This is a genomic window from Thalassoglobus sp. (assembly GCF_048270125.1).
In the GTDB taxonomy this organism is placed as follows: domain Bacteria; phylum Planctomycetota; class Planctomycetia; order Planctomycetales; family Planctomycetaceae; genus Thalassoglobus.
In genome coordinates this window covers 54,995-70,224 of record NZ_JBLWTN010000008.1, presented here as the reverse complement: position 1 = coordinate 70,224, position 15,230 = coordinate 54,995, and the positions used below count along the sequence as shown (strand labels likewise).

Here is a 15,230-nt window from a genome sequence, read left to right as displayed (position 1 = left end):
CGATCAGTATTTCTGTCGCCGCATTTTGTGTCTTTGGTTTTCTGGCCTCATTTGAACCAGGAGTTTCAGTGAGTTGGAAAATTGGGTATGCGATCTTGTTCGGAGTTGGTTTGTTATTGGCATTACAAGCCTTGAGATCTCCAAACTGAACCGTACCGACAGAATTTCAAATGAATTGCTGGTGGAGCCATCGTTGATCTGCAAAGATTCAGACTTCACTGTTCACCTGTGATGAGTATTCTTAATGAAAACAAACCGAATGACTCTCGCTCTCTGCTTGTTCCTTGTTGCCAACGCTGCGCTACAAGCTGAAGAACGTCCTCGGCTGTGCATTTTGACTGACATCGGCGGTGATCCTGATGATCAGCAATCGATGATTCGGTTGATGGTCTACGCGAACCAATTTGAGATCGAGGGACTGGTTGCAACTGCATCAGGGACACCGGGTGAGCTCAAAGTTGCCACAACCCGTCCCGATCTCATTCGGCAAATTGTAAATGCGTACGGACAAGTTCGTCAGAACCTCTTGAATCATGAAAATAACTGGCCAGAGACCGATTCCTTGCTGCGGCTGATCAAAACCGGAAACCCAAACCGTGGTCGCGATCACATTGGTGCCAAGCATGACACGGAAGGTTCGAAGTGGTTAGTTGAGCGTATTGATGCCGGATCCCCCGAACATCCTTTGAACATTTCTATCTGGGGTGGTCAAACTGATTTCGCTCAAGCTCTGTGGCGGATTAAACATGATCGCGGTGATGCTGGTCTGGCGGAATTCGTAAAACGATTCCGGGTCTTTGATATTGCTGATCAGGACGGAATTGCGGACTGGATGAGGTCCGAGTTCCCAGGAATGTTTTATATTCTCAGCGATGCTCGTCCTCAGCATGACAAACGCGAAGCCTCGTTTCGGGGGATGTATCTCACAGGCGATGAATCACTGACCAGTCGAGACTGGATCGAGAAACATATTCGTAGCACTGGTCCACTTGGCCAACTCTATCCAACAAAAACATGGACGGCTCCGAATCGTCACAGTTGCATGAAGGAAGGTGACACGCCCTCTTGGTTCTTCTTCCTCCCGCTGGGAGGCAACGATCCTTCCCATCCTAAGCAACCAGGCTGGGGAGGCGAGTACATCAAATCGTCAACGGGCTGGTATCGAGATCGTTACCAGATGGGAAATGATCCTCGTCTCTCCGTCAGTCGCTGGCGCGGAGACTTTCAAAAGGATTTTGCGGAACGTATCTCCTGGTGTCGACCATGAATGTCTCCAAACGAAATACTCTGACTTCACTTTTGTCCTTTTGTCCCGCTTAGACACGCGCGGGTGTACGTAGGTGTCTCTCGCGTGAGGGTGTGGACATAAGGACAAAAGGGGTTGTTTCTTAATTAAAAACATTCTTACTCTCTGACTCACCACGATTTACGGCAACCAATTTTTGTCCAACTGAATCTGCTTTTGTCCGAGGACAAAAGCCTCGTGTCCAATCAAAACTCTGCGCACCTGTTTTGGACAAAAGTATCTGTCCAGTCTGAAACTCGAACCTCAATTATCTTCCTTTGTGAGCAACCGATAGACAAGCCTGGGACGACCAGCTGTCTTTAATGTGTCGGTCTCAATCAACTCTTGATCAACTAACGTCTCGCGGACCGCATCATGTTCGCGTCGTGGCCAGCGATGTTTTCTGGAGATGTCCCGAAATGGCATCCAATCACATCCATGTTGTTGATACCAGTCGGTTAATGTTTCGAGGACTTGTTTGCATTTCTGCTCAAAATCGCTTTCATGAAAGCGTTTTCCGAGAACAAATATTGTTCTCTGGATTGTGTGTCGAATAAACGCACTGGCCCAGTCGATTGCCTCTGGCTCAATCACGGGCTTGATGCCATGCTGTGAACAGGCATAGATCAGAGCAAGTTGCGTGGTCTTTTCGATGGCTCGCGCCCAGATTGCCATCACAGGCTCATTCGGTAATTTTGCAGCCGCTCGGTATGTGGAATCGCACTCGTCGGCGAAGCAATCCAATTGACGTAGAGCTTGTTGGGTGATGGGAACGATCAAAGGCGTCGCTTCGCCAGAGGACTCTTCACTCAGGTTTCCCCAACCTGGCGGCCGAAATTCCGACCAGGATCGAGCCGTATCAATAATGTTCTCTGGAGGGCTTGTCCAGTTTGCTCGACGACGGTTGCCTCGTTGACCTGCTTCAACCGAGATAATCCGGGCCAGCAACCCTTTGTTCAACATCTTTCCGGAGAGTGAATCGTAGAATTCCCCAGGAGTCGTGGTTCCGAATAGGACGAGATGAGGTTGATGAATCAATCCACTCTCACATCCCGCCTTGTCTCGGATCGATCTCCAGCCGCCTGCTTCACCATACAGTTCCAGTAGCATACCGAATTGATTGCGATAGCGAACTTCTTTGTTGTCTTTCATATTCTCAAACAACGCATCGATCTCGTCATCTTGCTTGAGGATCACTGGATGTCTAATGAGTCGATCTTCAATCCCTTCACCACTGGCGGATTTTCCTGCCAATTTACGTGCTTCTCCAGCATGGAGCAGAATATTGGCGTTCACTTTGCGTGGCCAGTCTTTTCCGACTCCAGAACTAGCTAATGCGAGAATCTGAACGTTTGTGCGAATATTCCCTGGCTCACGTACTTTGCGACCGGTCAATGTACCAAGCAGCGCAATCGCTCCCACAAACGCCAACGGACGATTAGGGTATGGAGCGGTCTCAAGCGAAAACTGCATTACGTCATTGACAAAGCCTGGAATGTAAAGCAACTTTTCAGGAATTGGTCCTGGATCAACTGGGTCGGATGAAGTTCCTTGCTCTGAATTCTTTAAAATTATCTTTGACTGGTCATCTCGATTTCCCTGCGCTTCAGCGACAATCGTCTGAATGTTCACACCAGGATCGACAAGCGACTCGAATTGGTGTTCGAGCAACCACCCTCGTGGTCGAGAGTGCGATTTCTTAGCTGCATCTTCGACTTTGTGTCGCAGTTCTTTCTCAGACCATGGTGGCGCACAACGTGGATTGTAGTGTGCCAGTAACATGGCGAGTGCCTGCTCGGGATCGATCTCGAATCCGTGCACCAGAGCAACCGCAGCTGTATATGTTGTGCTATGACCACCTTGACCGCTGACGGCGGATGGAATCTTGTCTAAATAGGCGAGTGCTCGTCGCTCAATCTGCAGTGAGTCTATTTGGGGACGATCATTGACAACCGACAACGTCGCCGTTTTGGTATTCTTGGTTTCAGATTTCTTTTGTGGACCGTCACTGCCGTACCGCATCTCAATAACACGTTTGGCCAACGCATCGACACAGGCAGTCAACATTGGTGCGGGAACACACGCCGGTTCACCACGCAGCACTTCATACTGACTTCCATCATCAGGATGAATGCTTGGTCCCACGACTGTTTGTGCGCCATTTCCTCGCAGTTCAACGAGCATATCGTTGGTCTGCGGATCACGATGTTGGCCGGTCACCACATCCGTCGCGTAATACCACCAATGTGAATGAGGCGCACCAAGCCGTCCGGTTTTTGAATCCGTTGCAGGAAGATACTTGCTGGCAATCTCGATTGCCTCTGCGCAATCGAGGTCAACATCGACAAGGCAACGGGACGCATCGCCGAGAATGATTCCGATATTAGCAGGCTGGTCAAAATAGTCCGCCAGATCTTCGTCGGTCAGACGGAACTGCTCCCAGCCTTTAATGACCGCACCTTTCTGTTTATACGGAATTGGCACGACGGACCAGCCGCGTCGCACGTATTCATGAGCGGCTTCCAGTGGAGTGGGAGTATCATGACCAGGCTGAACCATCTTTAGAAGGTTTCCTCCGGCACTCTCTTAGGTTGATTTGACAATCGCAGCCCTTCAGTCAAAACTTTCACGGTCCTTTTGATTAACTCCATTGAAGAATTCATAAATGCCTGACAAACACTTTGTGACTGCAACACTATGGGAATACATCATGCCTCTGGATCGAGGCGATCGTTATGAAGATCCACTGGACAAAGTCCTCGAGGAAGAGAGCTTGGGAGAAACTTGTGGCGGCGGCTCATCGATGTCCGACACCTATGGAATCGAAAGTGTCGATATTGAAATTCGGCTCAAAGATCTAGAATGTGGTCTACCTGTCATCGTCGATGTCTTGGAATCTCGTGGTGCTCCAATTGGTTCATTACTGCGCTACTCCAGTAATAACGAGATTCAAACTTTGGAGTTCGGAGTCGCGGAATGCTTAGCCATCGTCCTCGACGGCACCACACTTCCCGACGAGGTCTACGATGATTCAGATATTAATGACATGATTTCGGAAATGGAGGACGCGATCGATGAGATTGGAGAACTGCGTTCCTGGTGGGAAGGTCCGAATGACACAGTGCTCTATTTCTTTGGTCATGATGCCGAGCAGCTATGGCTTGCAATGCAGACAATCGTGGAGTCACATGATCGTTGCCAGAATGCGCGGATTATCATCCGACACGGACATGAAAAACTAAATCCCCGTACCATTGAAATCCCCCGCAGCAACTAGGTCGATCACTTGTGTGTCGTCTGCGTATGCTTCTGAATCAATGCAGAAGCGGCACCTTTGAGTGGACGATCATCAATGACATTTTCATTGGCAATGGCATCTAACAGGACTCCGAGACAGGCCCTCGCATGTGCTAAATGCGAGACGCCGCTTTCCGGATCATCATCCTGGCCATCGAGCCATTGTGCTAAATGTCGTTTGGCGGCAGCGATATAGACAGTCGTGCGGACTTTGGAGGATCTCCAGTTATATGCTCCGTATTTCTTGGCACCGAGTCCCATGACGACTGATTCCAGAATCTCAGCAGCAGGTGGAATCAGGTGTAGTGGTGGTTTCGTAGAGCCAATTCGATCTTTAGGATTTTGATCCGATTCCATTGAATTCATAAGTCGTGGATATTCTGAATCAGTCACAAGATCAGAGGTACTTTTTAGATAAACATGAAATTGAAATGAACACTGAGCGCGTACGCCCCCTATTGTTAGGCTTTGCAATTTGCGATGACTTGGGCGGAGCGATTTTTGAATTTTGTTATCACTTAAACTGACACATTGGCGGATGTCCTGTTCACACAACATGTTCAGACGTTTCACTAATTTGAGCGCCACAGGTGAAATCCTTTGACACTTCCATTTCGGTGAGCTAAACTAATATAAGTGAACACTTGTCACCTACTATTGTGGTATGTGACTTTCCAATGTCGGGCTAAGGATTGCAGGCAAGAAAGTGTTCACACGTACCATTTCCGGCGGGGTCCGGCCGCATGTTGACCGCTGTAGGAGTCAACAACTGAAATGAGGAATGTTGCCATGACGATAACGTTCATGCACCAACAGCGTCTGCAATCAAACGCTGTCTCCAGCACAGCAAGCTGAAACCTGACCATTAATTAATCTGTGAATTCAGTGCGTTTCAGGTGTTCTTGAGCAGCGGTTCGCTGTGCGGAAAGTCGCCTGATCCTCACCACAATCTTTTATCTGGCAGCGGGACTGCTGCGCGCTCATCCATGGAAGGCGAACCCGATCTCAATTGAAAGAAAAGAGGAGACCGATGGCTCGTCATTTTTCACTCCCTTCTGTATTACGCCAAGTTCCAAACGAACTTTTGCAACGTTTTTTTACTCAACTCCCGGTTCCCTGTTACAGCATTGACTGGACTCGCATGGGCCAACGTCAAGCGGAGCATCTGGTCAATCTCTTGCGGCTCTGGCCATCAGAAACCAGAGAATTTGTGGAAGACGTTCTTCGAAATGTCTTCGACCTGGCCTGTGATCGTGGTCAACAAGCATTACGCGAAGCAGCCACCGAGTTGGGAGAGTCCGTACTTCTTGACAGAACGTTGTCGACCGGAAATCTTTATCACCGCACAATGCGTGTCTGGCTAGATGCTCCTGATGTCTTTGAGAAAGGGCTCGTTTACCATCAAATCGAACATCAAGGTCATTGGCGAAAGCGGGATGACCTGCCCACCACTGCGCCGCGCACCGACCAACATGCACTGGAGAGCTTGGGATCTGAAATCTCACGCTTGCTCGTCAAGGAACAGGGACGTGGACAGCATTGCACTGTGGAATATTTTCAACGTGAAAACGGGATGGACTACTTCTGTTGTTATCCAGATGATTTCGTACGGACGGTCACGATGCATGATGACCAGGGAGATCTTCAGGCCCGCTCCGTTCGCCAGACTTTTGAGATTGTCTATGCGTTTCACCAACCGACCGGGACGCTCGAAATGTCAGCAGTTGTTCCGACCAAGCTTCGCAGACCACTTGAAAACGCCTTTGCCTGGATGATTTTGGATACACAACTCGGCCCCCGAATCCCACGACAAGTGTATCACCTGAATCGACTCAAGGATCGAGACTTTCAGTTGGAAACACTTCCGACTGATGATGTCCATGTCGAGTTGAAAAAATTAAGACTCGATCTCCCAGGTGGCAGTCGACGTATCGTTCTGGAATCAACCTCAACTTCAGACGATGTGTTTCGCATGGTCGATGAATGCCTCAATGAAGACGAAGTTCCACTCGAAGATGTGCAAATTTCGTCCGCAACCTTAAGGTTTCTGTTTCGTCGAACCGCAAATCGTCGTCGTGGTTCCATGACGATTAATATCTCAGCTCCCAACACCTGCAATCTCCGGAACCATCCCGAAGAACGTATCGAAATCGCGCGTCGCCATTTACGGATGTGGAGAATCTCAAATGATTGATCTTCACCAGGATGGTTGGGACACCATCTTGCACGCGTTCGATGCACGATCTCTTGAAGTCCAAGGCTGGATGACGCCTCGATGGCCTGCGGGACAACTTGAACAATTGCTGAATCGGAAGCTTCTGCGAGAATTACCTCCTGCTATAAATCTCAGATGTTTAGAGTGTGCTGAAGGATATGATCGAGATGTCATTGTGACTGAGCCGTCACGTGGTAATTCCAGAGTTCTTTTCTCGTGCCCGGAATGTGGATTATACGAAATCCCGATCGATTCGCTCAGAAGATGGCAGGTCGATCAGTTCGCAATGCGAACATGGATTCGAGAATCACTTCCAATCAATGGTCGACAGGGAGACATCGTACCAGATCGATTGTGGCGACTCGGTCGTTGGCAGAGAACTGACAATACGTGGACCGTCTGGCTCGGAATCGGAATGTGTCGACGAGATGCCCAGCCCCTGCTTGAGGCTCACCTACCACCAAATTCATTGCTCATTTCTCCGTGGCGAAGTCCTCGGAATGGGATTCCTGCTGGTGTCGTTTGTAGTTCTCTGCGCGAAATTACTTATTGGGAGCAGGGTGAGCCTGACTGGGATGAAGACCGTTTGGAGGAACTTCTCAATCTTAGAGTTGTTGCTCAGTCTCCGATAAAGAAACCAGCGACGCCCAAACGTCAAACACGGGCTGTCGACATCGAAGCTTTGATTGCAGAGTTGAAACAACATCTTCGCGCAGCTCGCGATCATGCATTTTACAGTCGGGATTCAACGGGCATTCCAGCCTTGCTTCCACGACCGACTCAAAAGCAGCTGGCACACAGGCTGGGTATCTCCGAATCGCGGGTGAGCCGTTCATTGAATGACGATGAAGCAACACAGTTAAAATTGCTTTGGAATCTCGCGGATGATCTCGAGGGTGTGTTGAGATATGGGTAGGAAATTGCAGTTTGTTTTGAAATCTGCAACTGCAATTCATTTTTTCGTTTTTTAAGTCTCAATAGGAAGGTCACTTACAACAAAGGGGTTAAGGAAAAGTTTCAGGATCTGCAATTTCGGTGGAGGCTGTTCGCAGTACAAGCAGTGCTGCTCCACTCACTTCAGATCGGAGCTTTTCATGACACAGCCCACCAACCACGCGCTTAAAAACATCGACATTGACCATGAACTGACGAAAGGGTTCACTGCGAGATTTATCCGCCAAAAAGCTCGAAGAATGGTCGGTCATACTTCACTAAGAAAATCAGATCAGCCTGATCTTGAACAGGATTTCAAGCTGGCTGTCTGGAATGCCGTTCCAAATTTTGATCCGACTGTTGGGGACTGGAAATCATTTGTCGCCACAGTTGTGGAACGTCAGGCAGCGATGTGTTTACGGCGTCGACGGACACTCAAACACCAACAGGGAAATGACATCTGCTCACTCGATGTACTGGTGACTGATGGTGAAGGTAATGATGTCACACTGGCATCTCAGATTGGAACAGATCGACTCTCTGCCGTGACCGGAAATTATGGACTCGATGAATTGCAGTTCACTGAACTTCGCATCGAAGTCGAGGATCTGCTCGAACAGTTGACTGACGAAGAGCGGAAGTTGCTGAGCGAACTTTCGGAATTACCTCAAGCTGAGGTCGCAGACCTGCATGGCATTCCCCGTCGAACGTTACGTGATCTCCGGTCTCGTCTGCAAATGAAACTCAACGATGTCGAGTGAGGCACTAATTTCAGAAAATTAGCAGAAATATCCCGCCCGAATCGCTCTCAATCTCAAAGCCTAGTAATAGAGGAATTGAGAAAACACTTTCAACACTGAGGTCCATCATGAGTCTATTACAAACCATTGAATCCGGACGATCTCAAGCACCCCGTCGTGTTCTGGTATATGGAGTGCATGGGGTGGGAAAAACGAGTTTCGGTGCGATGGCACCCCAGCCGGTCTTTATTCAGACCGAAGATGGAATGGCCAATGTTGAAGCCTCCCGTTTTCCGTTGGCGGAGTCATTTGACGATGTCATGAATTCTCTGTTAGCCCTCTATTCTGAGCAGCATGAATTCCAGACAGTTGTCATCGATTCAGCGGACTGGCTGGAACAACTGATCTGGAAAGAAGTTGTTCGGCGAAGACCAACAACGGAACGTGGTCGTGATGTCACCTCGATTGAGGATTACGGGTTCGCCAAGGGATATACGTATGCCCTCGAACCATGGCGGGAAGTTCTGGATGGACTAACGGCTCTGCGTAAAGAGCGTGACATGATGGTGATCTTGATTGCTCACGCCAAGATTGAGCGCTTCGAGAATCCCGAAACCGATCCTTACGACCGGTATTCACCGAGGTTGAATAAACACGCTTCAGCGCTGATCCAAGAATGGTGCGACGAAGTATTGTTTGCAACATACAAGGTGCATACCAAGCAGACCGATGAAGGGTTCGATAAGACTCGAACACGAGGCCTTGGCGCAGGAGATCGCATCTTGCGGACGACTGAACGTCCTGCCCATGTCGCGAAGAATCGTCTCGATCTGCCGGATGAACTTCCACTCAGTTTTGCAGCGTACGCAGAACATCTCAGCATGCAGGTCAAAGCAACTGGCTCAACACTTTAGCCGTTCCCCGTGCTGACATGTTCACCGCGGATGACCGGGACCAGGCGACTTCTACGGAAGCCAGTCCCACGAAACAGCGTACACACACTTCTCTTTAAATGACGCGATCGCTCGTCGGCCGTGCATCTTAGAAGCGTCTGCGCTCCCGGTCTGTCTGCGTTTTTAAATCATCAATTAGCTTTCAGGAGAATTTTATGGTCGACCTACATGGCTTCGATGCGAACACTGTTGAACCAAACGACTCGTTCGATCCACTCCCAAATGGGGATTACCTCTGTGTGATCTCATCCTCAGAAATGAAACCAACCAAAGCGGGAGACGGTTCGTATCTCGAACTCGAGTTGGATGTCATTGAAGGTCCTTGCCAGGGACGCAAGGTTTGGGATCGATTGAATCTCAATAATTCCAATGAAACCGCGGTCAAGATCGCCAAGGGAACTCTCTCATCAATCTGCCGAGCGGTCAACGTGTTGCAGCCGAAGGATTCTTACGAACTGCACGACCTGCCGTTACTGGTCAAGGTGGTCTGCAAGAAACGTGCAGATACCAATGAACTCACCAATGAGGTGAAGGGGTACAAGCGACGGGATGCTCAAACTCCCGTCTCGACCCCGAACTCTGCTCCGTCTTCCGCCGCTGCGGAGACGAACGGGTCCGTTCCACCTTGGAAGCGGACCTCATGATGGCTGAATCTGGAGACAGCGCTCTGTCTTTCCCGCACAGATCAGCAAAGGTAGCCAATCTGCATTTTGTGCTGCCGTTCCCGCCGAGTGTGAACCGGTACTACCGGCATGTTGGCTATCGCACACTCCTCAGCCGCGAAGGTCGTGAGTATCGCAAACGCGTCTGCTCACTCCTCGCGAGGCGGGTCGGACAGCCTCTTCAAGGTCACCTTGAAGTCCAATTGGACCTGTTCCCTCCAGATCGTCGAAGGAGAGATTTCGACAACTTTCAAAAAGGAATCTGGGATTCACTGCAGCACGCTGGAGTTTACGCAGACGACAGCCAGATCAAACGGGCTGTCATCGAAATGCATGCACCGGATGGTGAAGGGCGTGCCGAAATCAGTATTCAACCACGAGAGCCATGCAACTCCGTTCCTACCAACAATCAGCCATCGACTCGGTCTACTCGCACCTCCGGGAAAAAGAAACCAACCCGGTCGTCGTGATCCCAACAGGTGGCGGGAAGACACCAGCGATGGCGACAATTTGCCGGGATGCGGTCCAGACCTGGAACGGACGTGTTCTGATCCTGGCACATGTCAAAGAACTGTTGGAACAATCAGTCGAAAAGATTCGTCAGATCGCTCCCGATCTCAATGTCGGCGTTTATTCCGCAGGACTGAAACGGAGAGACACATCACATTCCGTCATCGTGGCGAGTATACAATCGGTTTATAAACGTGCCTGTGAACTTGATGCGTTTGATTTGATCTTGGTCGATGAGTGTCATTTGATCCCTGCCGATGGCGAAGGGATGTATCGCAGTTTTCTGTCCGACGCAAAAGTCATCAATCCCGAGATACGCGTTGTTGGATTCACGGCCACTGCATTTCGGTTGGATGCAGGACCGATTTGTCGTGACGACCACTTTCTCAATGGAGTCTGTTATGAAGTTGGCATTAAAGAACTGATCGCTCAAGGTTATCTCTCGCCATTGGTCACGAAGGCTGGAGTCGCCAAAGCACAAACCGATGAACTCCATGTCCGTGCTGGTGAATTCATCGCCAGCGAAGTCGAAGCGGTGATGGATGAGGATTCACTGGTTGAAGAAGCCTGTGCCGAGATCATGGAACTGACGAAGGATCGGAAGTCAGTCTTGGTTTTTGCATCAGGTGTGGCGCATGGTCAGCACGTTCAGCGAGTCTTACAAGATCAGCATGGCGTCGAATGTGGCTTTGTCTGTGGCGAAACCTCAGATCAGGAACGAAAAGAAGTTCTGTCACGGTTTCGTAATGAACAGCGCGGACTGTTTCAAAAGCCTACACTCAAATATCTCTGCAATGTGAATGTGTTGACCACTGGGTTCGATGCACCAAACGTGGACTGCGTGGTGCTACTCAGACCGACGATGTCGCCTGGTCTTTATTACCAGATGGTCGGACGTGGGTTCAGGCTCTCACCAGGAAAAGAGAACTGTCTTGTTCTTGATTACGGTGGCAACGTATTACGTCATGGACCAGTTGATGCGATTCGAATTGAAGAAAAACAACCTGCTAGTGACGGACTCGCTCCCGCCAAGGAATGTCCTGAATGTCGAGCCCTCGTTGCCACCGCTTACAAACTCTGTCCGCAATGTGGTTACGAATTTCCCGATCCCGAACGAACTGAACATGACGCATCGGCGAGTGAAGAAGGAATTCTCACTGGTCAAGTGGTTGATCGAGACTTCGAAGTCCGTGACATCAATTACAGCGTGCATACCAAGAAGAACGCTCCCGAAGATGCACCGAAAACATTTCGAATCGATTACCGATTAGGACTCGATTACTGGGTCAGTGAATGGGTCTGCCTGGAGCACACCGGTTGGGCACGCCGCAAAGCGGAAAGCTGGTGGAGCGAGCGGAGTGATGATCCAGCGCCGAAGACAGCAAAGGAGGCCGTCGACCTCGCCAATGCAGGTGCGTTGGCATTTTGTGAGTCTCTGAAGATTCGCTCTGTCGTGGGAGAAAAGTACGACAAGATCGTCGGTTACGAAATTGGACCGAAACCAGAACCAAACCCTGCATGGGAACCGGTCGATCTCAGTGACGTGCCGTTTTAAACAGCTTCCAGATTACTCGTGAATACTGGCGGACAGCGCTTGATGTCTCTCCGAATTCATGGCTTCATGTGTCATAGCAAAGCAACTCTTCAACACGGAAACAACCATGACAGACCAGAACAAGAAAACTCGCGAACAAGACCTCAGAGATATTTTCCGTAACATGGATGCAGACCGGGCGCAGGAAATCCGCGAGGCTTACTACAAAGCGGTTGAGGGATTGAGCGTCCTCGCCGAGACGCTTGAGGTCGCAGACGCCGAAATGGCCGGTCCGCACGACCATGCCTTGATCGAAGAACACCTGATTACCTGCCAGGCGATTGAGGCGATGAAAACCAGTTTGCTTGGACGCATTCTCTGACAGAGACCGGGCTCACCTTAATTTTATTATAGATTGTCAATGTGACTTTCCTCTATCACGGAATCACGATCTTTCATCGAGCGAATGAACGAACCAAGTCCGGCGATCAGGTAACCCGGTACCATAAGCAACAATCCTGCCAGAGGACTAAACAAAGCTGTCGATATACCTTCGGCCAACTCGGAAGGTTTGGGGCTGACCGGACTTGTCGCAATGACGCGGAATGAATTGATTCCACCAGTAATCGCAAAGAAGAGTCCTACCCAAAATGGTGAGTGAACGACCAGCAACAACGCCGCCGTTGCCATTGGACCTTTCCCGCGTACCACAATCACCAGCGACACAATGATGCTCAGGAAGCTGGACATCAGTAGCAGCATTAAACACGGCCCGCCGAGCGATTGGATCATCCATGCCAGATAGGTCTGCTGCTGAACGGTAGTGATCTCAGGGGACATGTCAAGGTCCTAGTCATAGAAGTCTGTGCAGTCGACGGGTCATCAGTCTAATTCGCAGCAGGCTGATTTGCAATTTCTAACACACCGGTTGGCGATTCCGCCAACCGATCTTCTCGAACCTGTAAGGAACTCTATGCTCAAGATTGAATTCATGCTGGCTTGTCTGATTCAGGCGACCGAACGGGGAAAGCTTCGCTGGCGGCGAGGTTTTCGACGTAACTGCTTTATTGCTCTCTTGGATCACGGCGCATTACGAGTTGAGCGTTTTCAGAACGCATTGCGTCTTGTGTTTCTCGATGCGAACGGTGTCCCGCGCTGGGAGTTCTTCTGCTTGTGTCGCTCGCCTCATTCCCCGATTGGCGAACTGTTTGATCTTATCGAAGCGACGGAAAAAGTTCGTCGTCAGGTTGTCAACGAGATGCTTCAAGAACTGGACGGCTAATTCATGCTCGAATGTCCTACGTGTGGGTCACTGCTCCGTTTCGAAGGTGATCCTCATTTCTGCGAACCGCATCGTGGTGATCACCTCCGTTTTAATCTTCCTCAAACAGAAGAGGAACGGGTCATGGTCTCAGAAGGTGTCCGAAAGATTCACAATATCCCCGAATCTTACTGGTATCGAAATCGGCCGGGAGACCTGGCAATCGTCAAACGTCTGCGTGCGGAACAACAGTCTCAAATGGAAGGAGAGTGAATGGCTCGCGTCTTGGTCATTGGCGACACACACGCACCAGGTATGAAAACCGGCTACGTCCGGTTTCTGCAGCGGATTGCCGACAACTATGACATTAACCGCGTGGTTCATATCGGCGATCTCGTCGATTGGGCGTCGATTTCCTATCACGAGAAAAGTCCGGCACTGCGGAATGCGACTCTCGAATATGAACGTGCGAAAAAACAAGTCGCCACGTTAACGAGAGCGTTTCCCAAAGCGGACTGGATGATCGGTAACCATGATGCGTTGAGCGAACGGCAAGCGATTACGGCCGGACTACCTCCAGATCTACTCAAAGACTACGCCGACATGTGGGACGTCGATTGGACGGTCCATCCCCGATTTTCCAAATTACAGATCGATGGTGTGAACTACCTGCATGGTGACTGTGGACGCGGTGGTCAGGATGCTGCTTTTCGGCAAGCGAAAGACAACTTCCGCTCCACGGTCATTGGCCATTATCACGGTCAAGCCGGCGTTCGCTGGTGGGCCAATCCAGAGTTTCGGGTCTTTGGTATGTCAGTCGGCTGTGGCATTGATGTCAATAAGCTGCAATTCGATTACGGACGCAAGTTCGCACACAAACCGATTCTTGGTTGCGGAGTCGTACTCAACGGGAAACAGGCCTACTTCGAACCGTGGCTCCTGCGCAGCCGGTAACCGTTTTTTGTTCTTTGGAGATTTGCTTTTGAGTTTACTCAATGTCCTAAAACGCTTTGTCGGCGATGAACTGGCCAAAGAAGGAATCACTCCCGAACTGTTAGAGATAGTCGATCTCTCCGTCGAATACAGCCCGATCATTCCATTCTCTGGTGGTGGCGTTGACGATGCGATCAAGGTTCGTCCCTGGGGATTTGTTTCAGACGATGTGCTCCCTGAAAAGTTCGAAGTCATACACCCGCACGTTCACAACCCGGTCGATCGGGATGCATTGAAAGTGATGCGAGCCCGTTATCTCCTGGCTCGTGATGCCTACTACGGCCCCATTGTTCAACGTCTCTTCAAGGGATCACAAGATGATCGCGACTCTCACACAAATGCAGTCTCGCCCAAGCCAGCCACGGCAAACGGGAATTGAGCTTCAGTCCTTAATTTACATCGCTGCTGCTTACACGCAACCAGATCCAGTTGAGAACACCCATGCGGTGATCAAGATCGCAGATGCCATGTTGGATGCTGGATTCACGCCGCTCATCCCACACCTGACGCTCGCCTGGCATCTCGTATCACCCAAGAAATACGAGACATGGCTTGCATATGACCGCCAGTTGCTGGCTCACTGTGACGCCGTACTGCGCGTTCCCGGATTTTCCAGTGGCGCAACCCGAGAGACACAATTCGCTGACGCTGTCGGCATTCCAGTCATTCGACCCCGATCTGCCAATCCAGCCGACTGCGTCGCGTCGCTGGTCGACCATTACTCCAATCAACAGGAATCACCATGAAGGAATCAAAACCGATTCATTGCACCGAATGTGAAGCAGTCAGTCGTGGCTGTGAGGATTGTCACCGTTGCCATCTCTGCTGCCGCTGCTCAGCAGGGGAA

18 protein-coding genes are annotated in these 15,230 nt (G+C 50.2%); 15 read left to right on the top strand and 3 right to left on the bottom strand.

What is annotated here, in order from left to right; translation table 11 throughout:
* Positions 1–244 precede the first annotated feature (244 nt).
* Positions 245–1,267 carry a DUF1593 domain-containing protein gene (locus tag ACN0YR_RS11660; protein WP_417849397.1) on the top strand — a complete coding sequence of 341 codons (1,023 nt, stop codon included), beginning with the start codon at positions 245–247 and terminating at the stop codon, positions 1,265–1,267.
* A gap of 282 nt (positions 1,268–1,549) precedes the next feature.
* Here ACN0YR_RS11660 and ACN0YR_RS11655 read toward each other — a convergent pair whose 3' ends face one another.
* Entirely contained in the window at positions 1,550–3,844 is a 2,295-nt protein-coding gene (locus tag ACN0YR_RS11655; protein WP_417849396.1) for a bifunctional DNA primase/polymerase, read from the bottom strand.
* Positions 3,845–3,950: 106 nt separating this feature from the next.
* On the opposite strand from ACN0YR_RS11655, the gene ACN0YR_RS11650 reads away from it, so the two are divergent.
* Entirely contained in the window at positions 3,951–4,562 is a 612-nt protein-coding gene (locus ACN0YR_RS11650) for a hypothetical protein (RefSeq protein ID WP_417849395.1), read from the top strand.
* Positions 4,563–4,567: 5 nt separating this feature from the next.
* On the opposite strand, the gene ACN0YR_RS11645 is transcribed toward ACN0YR_RS11650, so the two are convergent.
* Entirely contained in the window at positions 4,568–4,948 is a 381-nt protein-coding gene (locus tag ACN0YR_RS11645; RefSeq protein ID WP_417849394.1) for a dATP/dGTP diphosphohydrolase domain-containing protein, read from the bottom strand.
* Between the two features lie 664 nt (positions 4,949–5,612).
* Between ACN0YR_RS11645 and ACN0YR_RS11640 the strand changes: the two genes are divergently transcribed.
* The 8 genes from ACN0YR_RS11640 (at position 5,613) to ACN0YR_RS11605 (ending at position 12,511) form a co-directional block, all read left to right on the top strand.
* Positions 5,613–6,776, top strand: coding sequence for a hypothetical protein (locus ACN0YR_RS11640; protein WP_417849393.1), 1,164 nt, complete (start codon positions 5,613–5,615; stop codon positions 6,774–6,776).
* Positions 6,769–7,713 (top strand): hypothetical protein, encoded by a 945-nt coding sequence (locus ACN0YR_RS11635; RefSeq protein WP_417849392.1) that lies wholly within the window; start codon positions 6,769–6,771, stop codon positions 7,711–7,713. The genes ACN0YR_RS11640 and ACN0YR_RS11635 overlap by 8 nt, the downstream gene beginning before the upstream one ends.
* Positions 7,714–7,891: 178 nt before the next feature.
* Positions 7,892–8,491, top strand: coding sequence for a sigma-70 family RNA polymerase sigma factor (locus ACN0YR_RS11630; RefSeq protein ID WP_417849391.1), 600 nt, complete (start codon positions 7,892–7,894; stop codon positions 8,489–8,491).
* 107 nt (positions 8,492–8,598) lie between these two features.
* The gene (locus tag ACN0YR_RS11625; RefSeq protein WP_417849390.1) at positions 8,599–9,384 is read left to right on the top strand and encodes an ATP-binding protein; all 786 of its coding nucleotides are present in this window, start codon (positions 8,599–8,601) and stop codon (positions 9,382–9,384) included.
* Positions 9,385–9,578: 194 nt separating this feature from the next.
* Positions 9,579–10,067, top strand: coding sequence for a DUF669 domain-containing protein (locus tag ACN0YR_RS11620; RefSeq protein WP_417849389.1), 489 nt, complete (start codon positions 9,579–9,581; stop codon positions 10,065–10,067).
* Positions 10,064–10,555 (top strand): RusA family crossover junction endodeoxyribonuclease, encoded by a 492-nt coding sequence (locus ACN0YR_RS11615; protein WP_417849388.1) that lies wholly within the window; start codon positions 10,064–10,066, stop codon positions 10,553–10,555. The genes ACN0YR_RS11620 and ACN0YR_RS11615 overlap by 4 nt, the downstream gene beginning before the upstream one ends.
* Positions 10,471–12,150, top strand: a complete 1,680-nt coding sequence (locus ACN0YR_RS11610; RefSeq protein WP_417849387.1) for a DEAD/DEAH box helicase — start codon at positions 10,471–10,473, stop codon at positions 12,148–12,150. The genes ACN0YR_RS11615 and ACN0YR_RS11610 overlap by 85 nt, the downstream gene beginning before the upstream one ends.
* A gap of 106 nt (positions 12,151–12,256) precedes the next feature.
* Positions 12,257–12,511, top strand: coding sequence for a hypothetical protein (locus ACN0YR_RS11605; protein WP_417849386.1), 255 nt, complete (start codon positions 12,257–12,259; stop codon positions 12,509–12,511).
* A gap of 26 nt (positions 12,512–12,537) precedes the next feature.
* Here the strand turns inward: ACN0YR_RS11605 and ACN0YR_RS11600 are convergent, their stop codons facing one another.
* The gene (locus tag ACN0YR_RS11600; RefSeq protein ID WP_417849385.1) at positions 12,538–12,969 is read right to left on the bottom strand and encodes a MotA/TolQ/ExbB proton channel family protein; all 432 of its coding nucleotides are present in this window, start codon (positions 12,967–12,969) and stop codon (positions 12,538–12,540) included.
* 133 nt (positions 12,970–13,102) lie between these two features.
* Between ACN0YR_RS11600 and ACN0YR_RS11595 the strand changes: the two genes are divergently transcribed.
* From ACN0YR_RS11595 to ACN0YR_RS11575, 5 genes are read left to right on the top strand one after another with little or no spacing between them, the layout of a single operon-like run.
* The gene (locus ACN0YR_RS11595; protein ID WP_417849384.1) at positions 13,103–13,411 is read left to right on the top strand and encodes a hypothetical protein; all 309 of its coding nucleotides are present in this window, start codon (positions 13,103–13,105) and stop codon (positions 13,409–13,411) included.
* A gap of 3 nt (positions 13,412–13,414) precedes the next feature.
* Positions 13,415–13,663 (top strand): hypothetical protein, encoded by a 249-nt coding sequence (locus tag ACN0YR_RS11590; protein WP_417849383.1) that lies wholly within the window; start codon positions 13,415–13,417, stop codon positions 13,661–13,663.
* Complete coding sequence (locus tag ACN0YR_RS11585; RefSeq protein ID WP_417849382.1) at positions 13,664–14,344, top strand: metallophosphoesterase; 681 nt, start codon at positions 13,664–13,666, stop codon at positions 14,342–14,344.
* A gap of 28 nt (positions 14,345–14,372) precedes the next feature.
* A complete protein-coding gene (locus tag ACN0YR_RS11580) occupies positions 14,373–14,762 on the top strand; it encodes a hypothetical protein (protein WP_417849381.1) in 390 nt (129 codons plus the stop codon).
* Entirely contained in the window at positions 14,722–15,129 is a 408-nt protein-coding gene (locus ACN0YR_RS11575) for a DUF4406 domain-containing protein (protein ID WP_417849380.1), read from the top strand. The genes ACN0YR_RS11580 and ACN0YR_RS11575 overlap by 41 nt, the downstream gene beginning before the upstream one ends.
* Positions 15,130–15,230: the final 101 nt, after the last annotated feature.

What these genes read in the sequence shown, in the direction of transcription:
- ACN0YR_RS11640 (WP_417849393.1), top strand. Translation starts at nt 5,613, where the DNA reads ATGGCTCGTCATTTTTCACTCCCTTCTGTATTACGCCAAGTTCCAAAC.
- ACN0YR_RS11585 (WP_417849382.1), top strand. Translation starts at nt 13,664, where the DNA reads ATGGCTCGCGTCTTGGTCATTGGCGACACACACGCACCAGGTATGAAA.
- ACN0YR_RS11575 (WP_417849380.1), top strand. Translation starts at nt 14,722, where the DNA reads ATGCAGTCTCGCCCAAGCCAGCCACGGCAAACGGGAATTGAGCTTCAG.
- ACN0YR_RS11615 (WP_417849388.1), top strand. Translation starts at nt 10,064, where the DNA reads ATGATGGCTGAATCTGGAGACAGCGCTCTGTCTTTCCCGCACAGATCA.
- ACN0YR_RS11630 (WP_417849391.1), top strand. Translation starts at nt 7,892, where the DNA reads ATGACACAGCCCACCAACCACGCGCTTAAAAACATCGACATTGACCAT.
- ACN0YR_RS11660 (WP_417849397.1), top strand. Translation starts at nt 245, where the DNA reads ATGAAAACAAACCGAATGACTCTCGCTCTCTGCTTGTTCCTTGTTGCC.
- ACN0YR_RS11595 (WP_417849384.1), top strand. Translation starts at nt 13,103, where the DNA reads ATGCTCAAGATTGAATTCATGCTGGCTTGTCTGATTCAGGCGACCGAA.
- ACN0YR_RS11610 (WP_417849387.1), top strand. Translation starts at nt 10,471, where the DNA reads ATGCAACTCCGTTCCTACCAACAATCAGCCATCGACTCGGTCTACTCG.
- ACN0YR_RS11590 (WP_417849383.1), top strand. Translation starts at nt 13,415, where the DNA reads ATGCTCGAATGTCCTACGTGTGGGTCACTGCTCCGTTTCGAAGGTGAT.
- ACN0YR_RS11655 (WP_417849396.1), bottom strand. Translation starts at nt 3,844, where the DNA reads ATGGTTCAGCCTGGTCATGATACTCCCACTCCACTGGAAGCCGCTCAT.
- ACN0YR_RS11625 (WP_417849390.1), top strand. Translation starts at nt 8,599, where the DNA reads ATGAGTCTATTACAAACCATTGAATCCGGACGATCTCAAGCACCCCGT.
- ACN0YR_RS11600 (WP_417849385.1), bottom strand. Translation starts at nt 12,969, where the DNA reads ATGTCCCCTGAGATCACTACCGTTCAGCAGCAGACCTATCTGGCATGG.
- ACN0YR_RS11635 (WP_417849392.1), top strand. Translation starts at nt 6,769, where the DNA reads ATGATTGATCTTCACCAGGATGGTTGGGACACCATCTTGCACGCGTTC.
- ACN0YR_RS11605 (WP_417849386.1), top strand. Translation starts at nt 12,257, where the DNA reads ATGACAGACCAGAACAAGAAAACTCGCGAACAAGACCTCAGAGATATT.
- ACN0YR_RS11620 (WP_417849389.1), top strand. Translation starts at nt 9,579, where the DNA reads ATGGTCGACCTACATGGCTTCGATGCGAACACTGTTGAACCAAACGAC.
- ACN0YR_RS11645 (WP_417849394.1), bottom strand. Translation starts at nt 4,948, where the DNA reads ATGAATTCAATGGAATCGGATCAAAATCCTAAAGATCGAATTGGCTCT.
- ACN0YR_RS11650 (WP_417849395.1), top strand. Translation starts at nt 3,951, where the DNA reads ATGCCTGACAAACACTTTGTGACTGCAACACTATGGGAATACATCATG.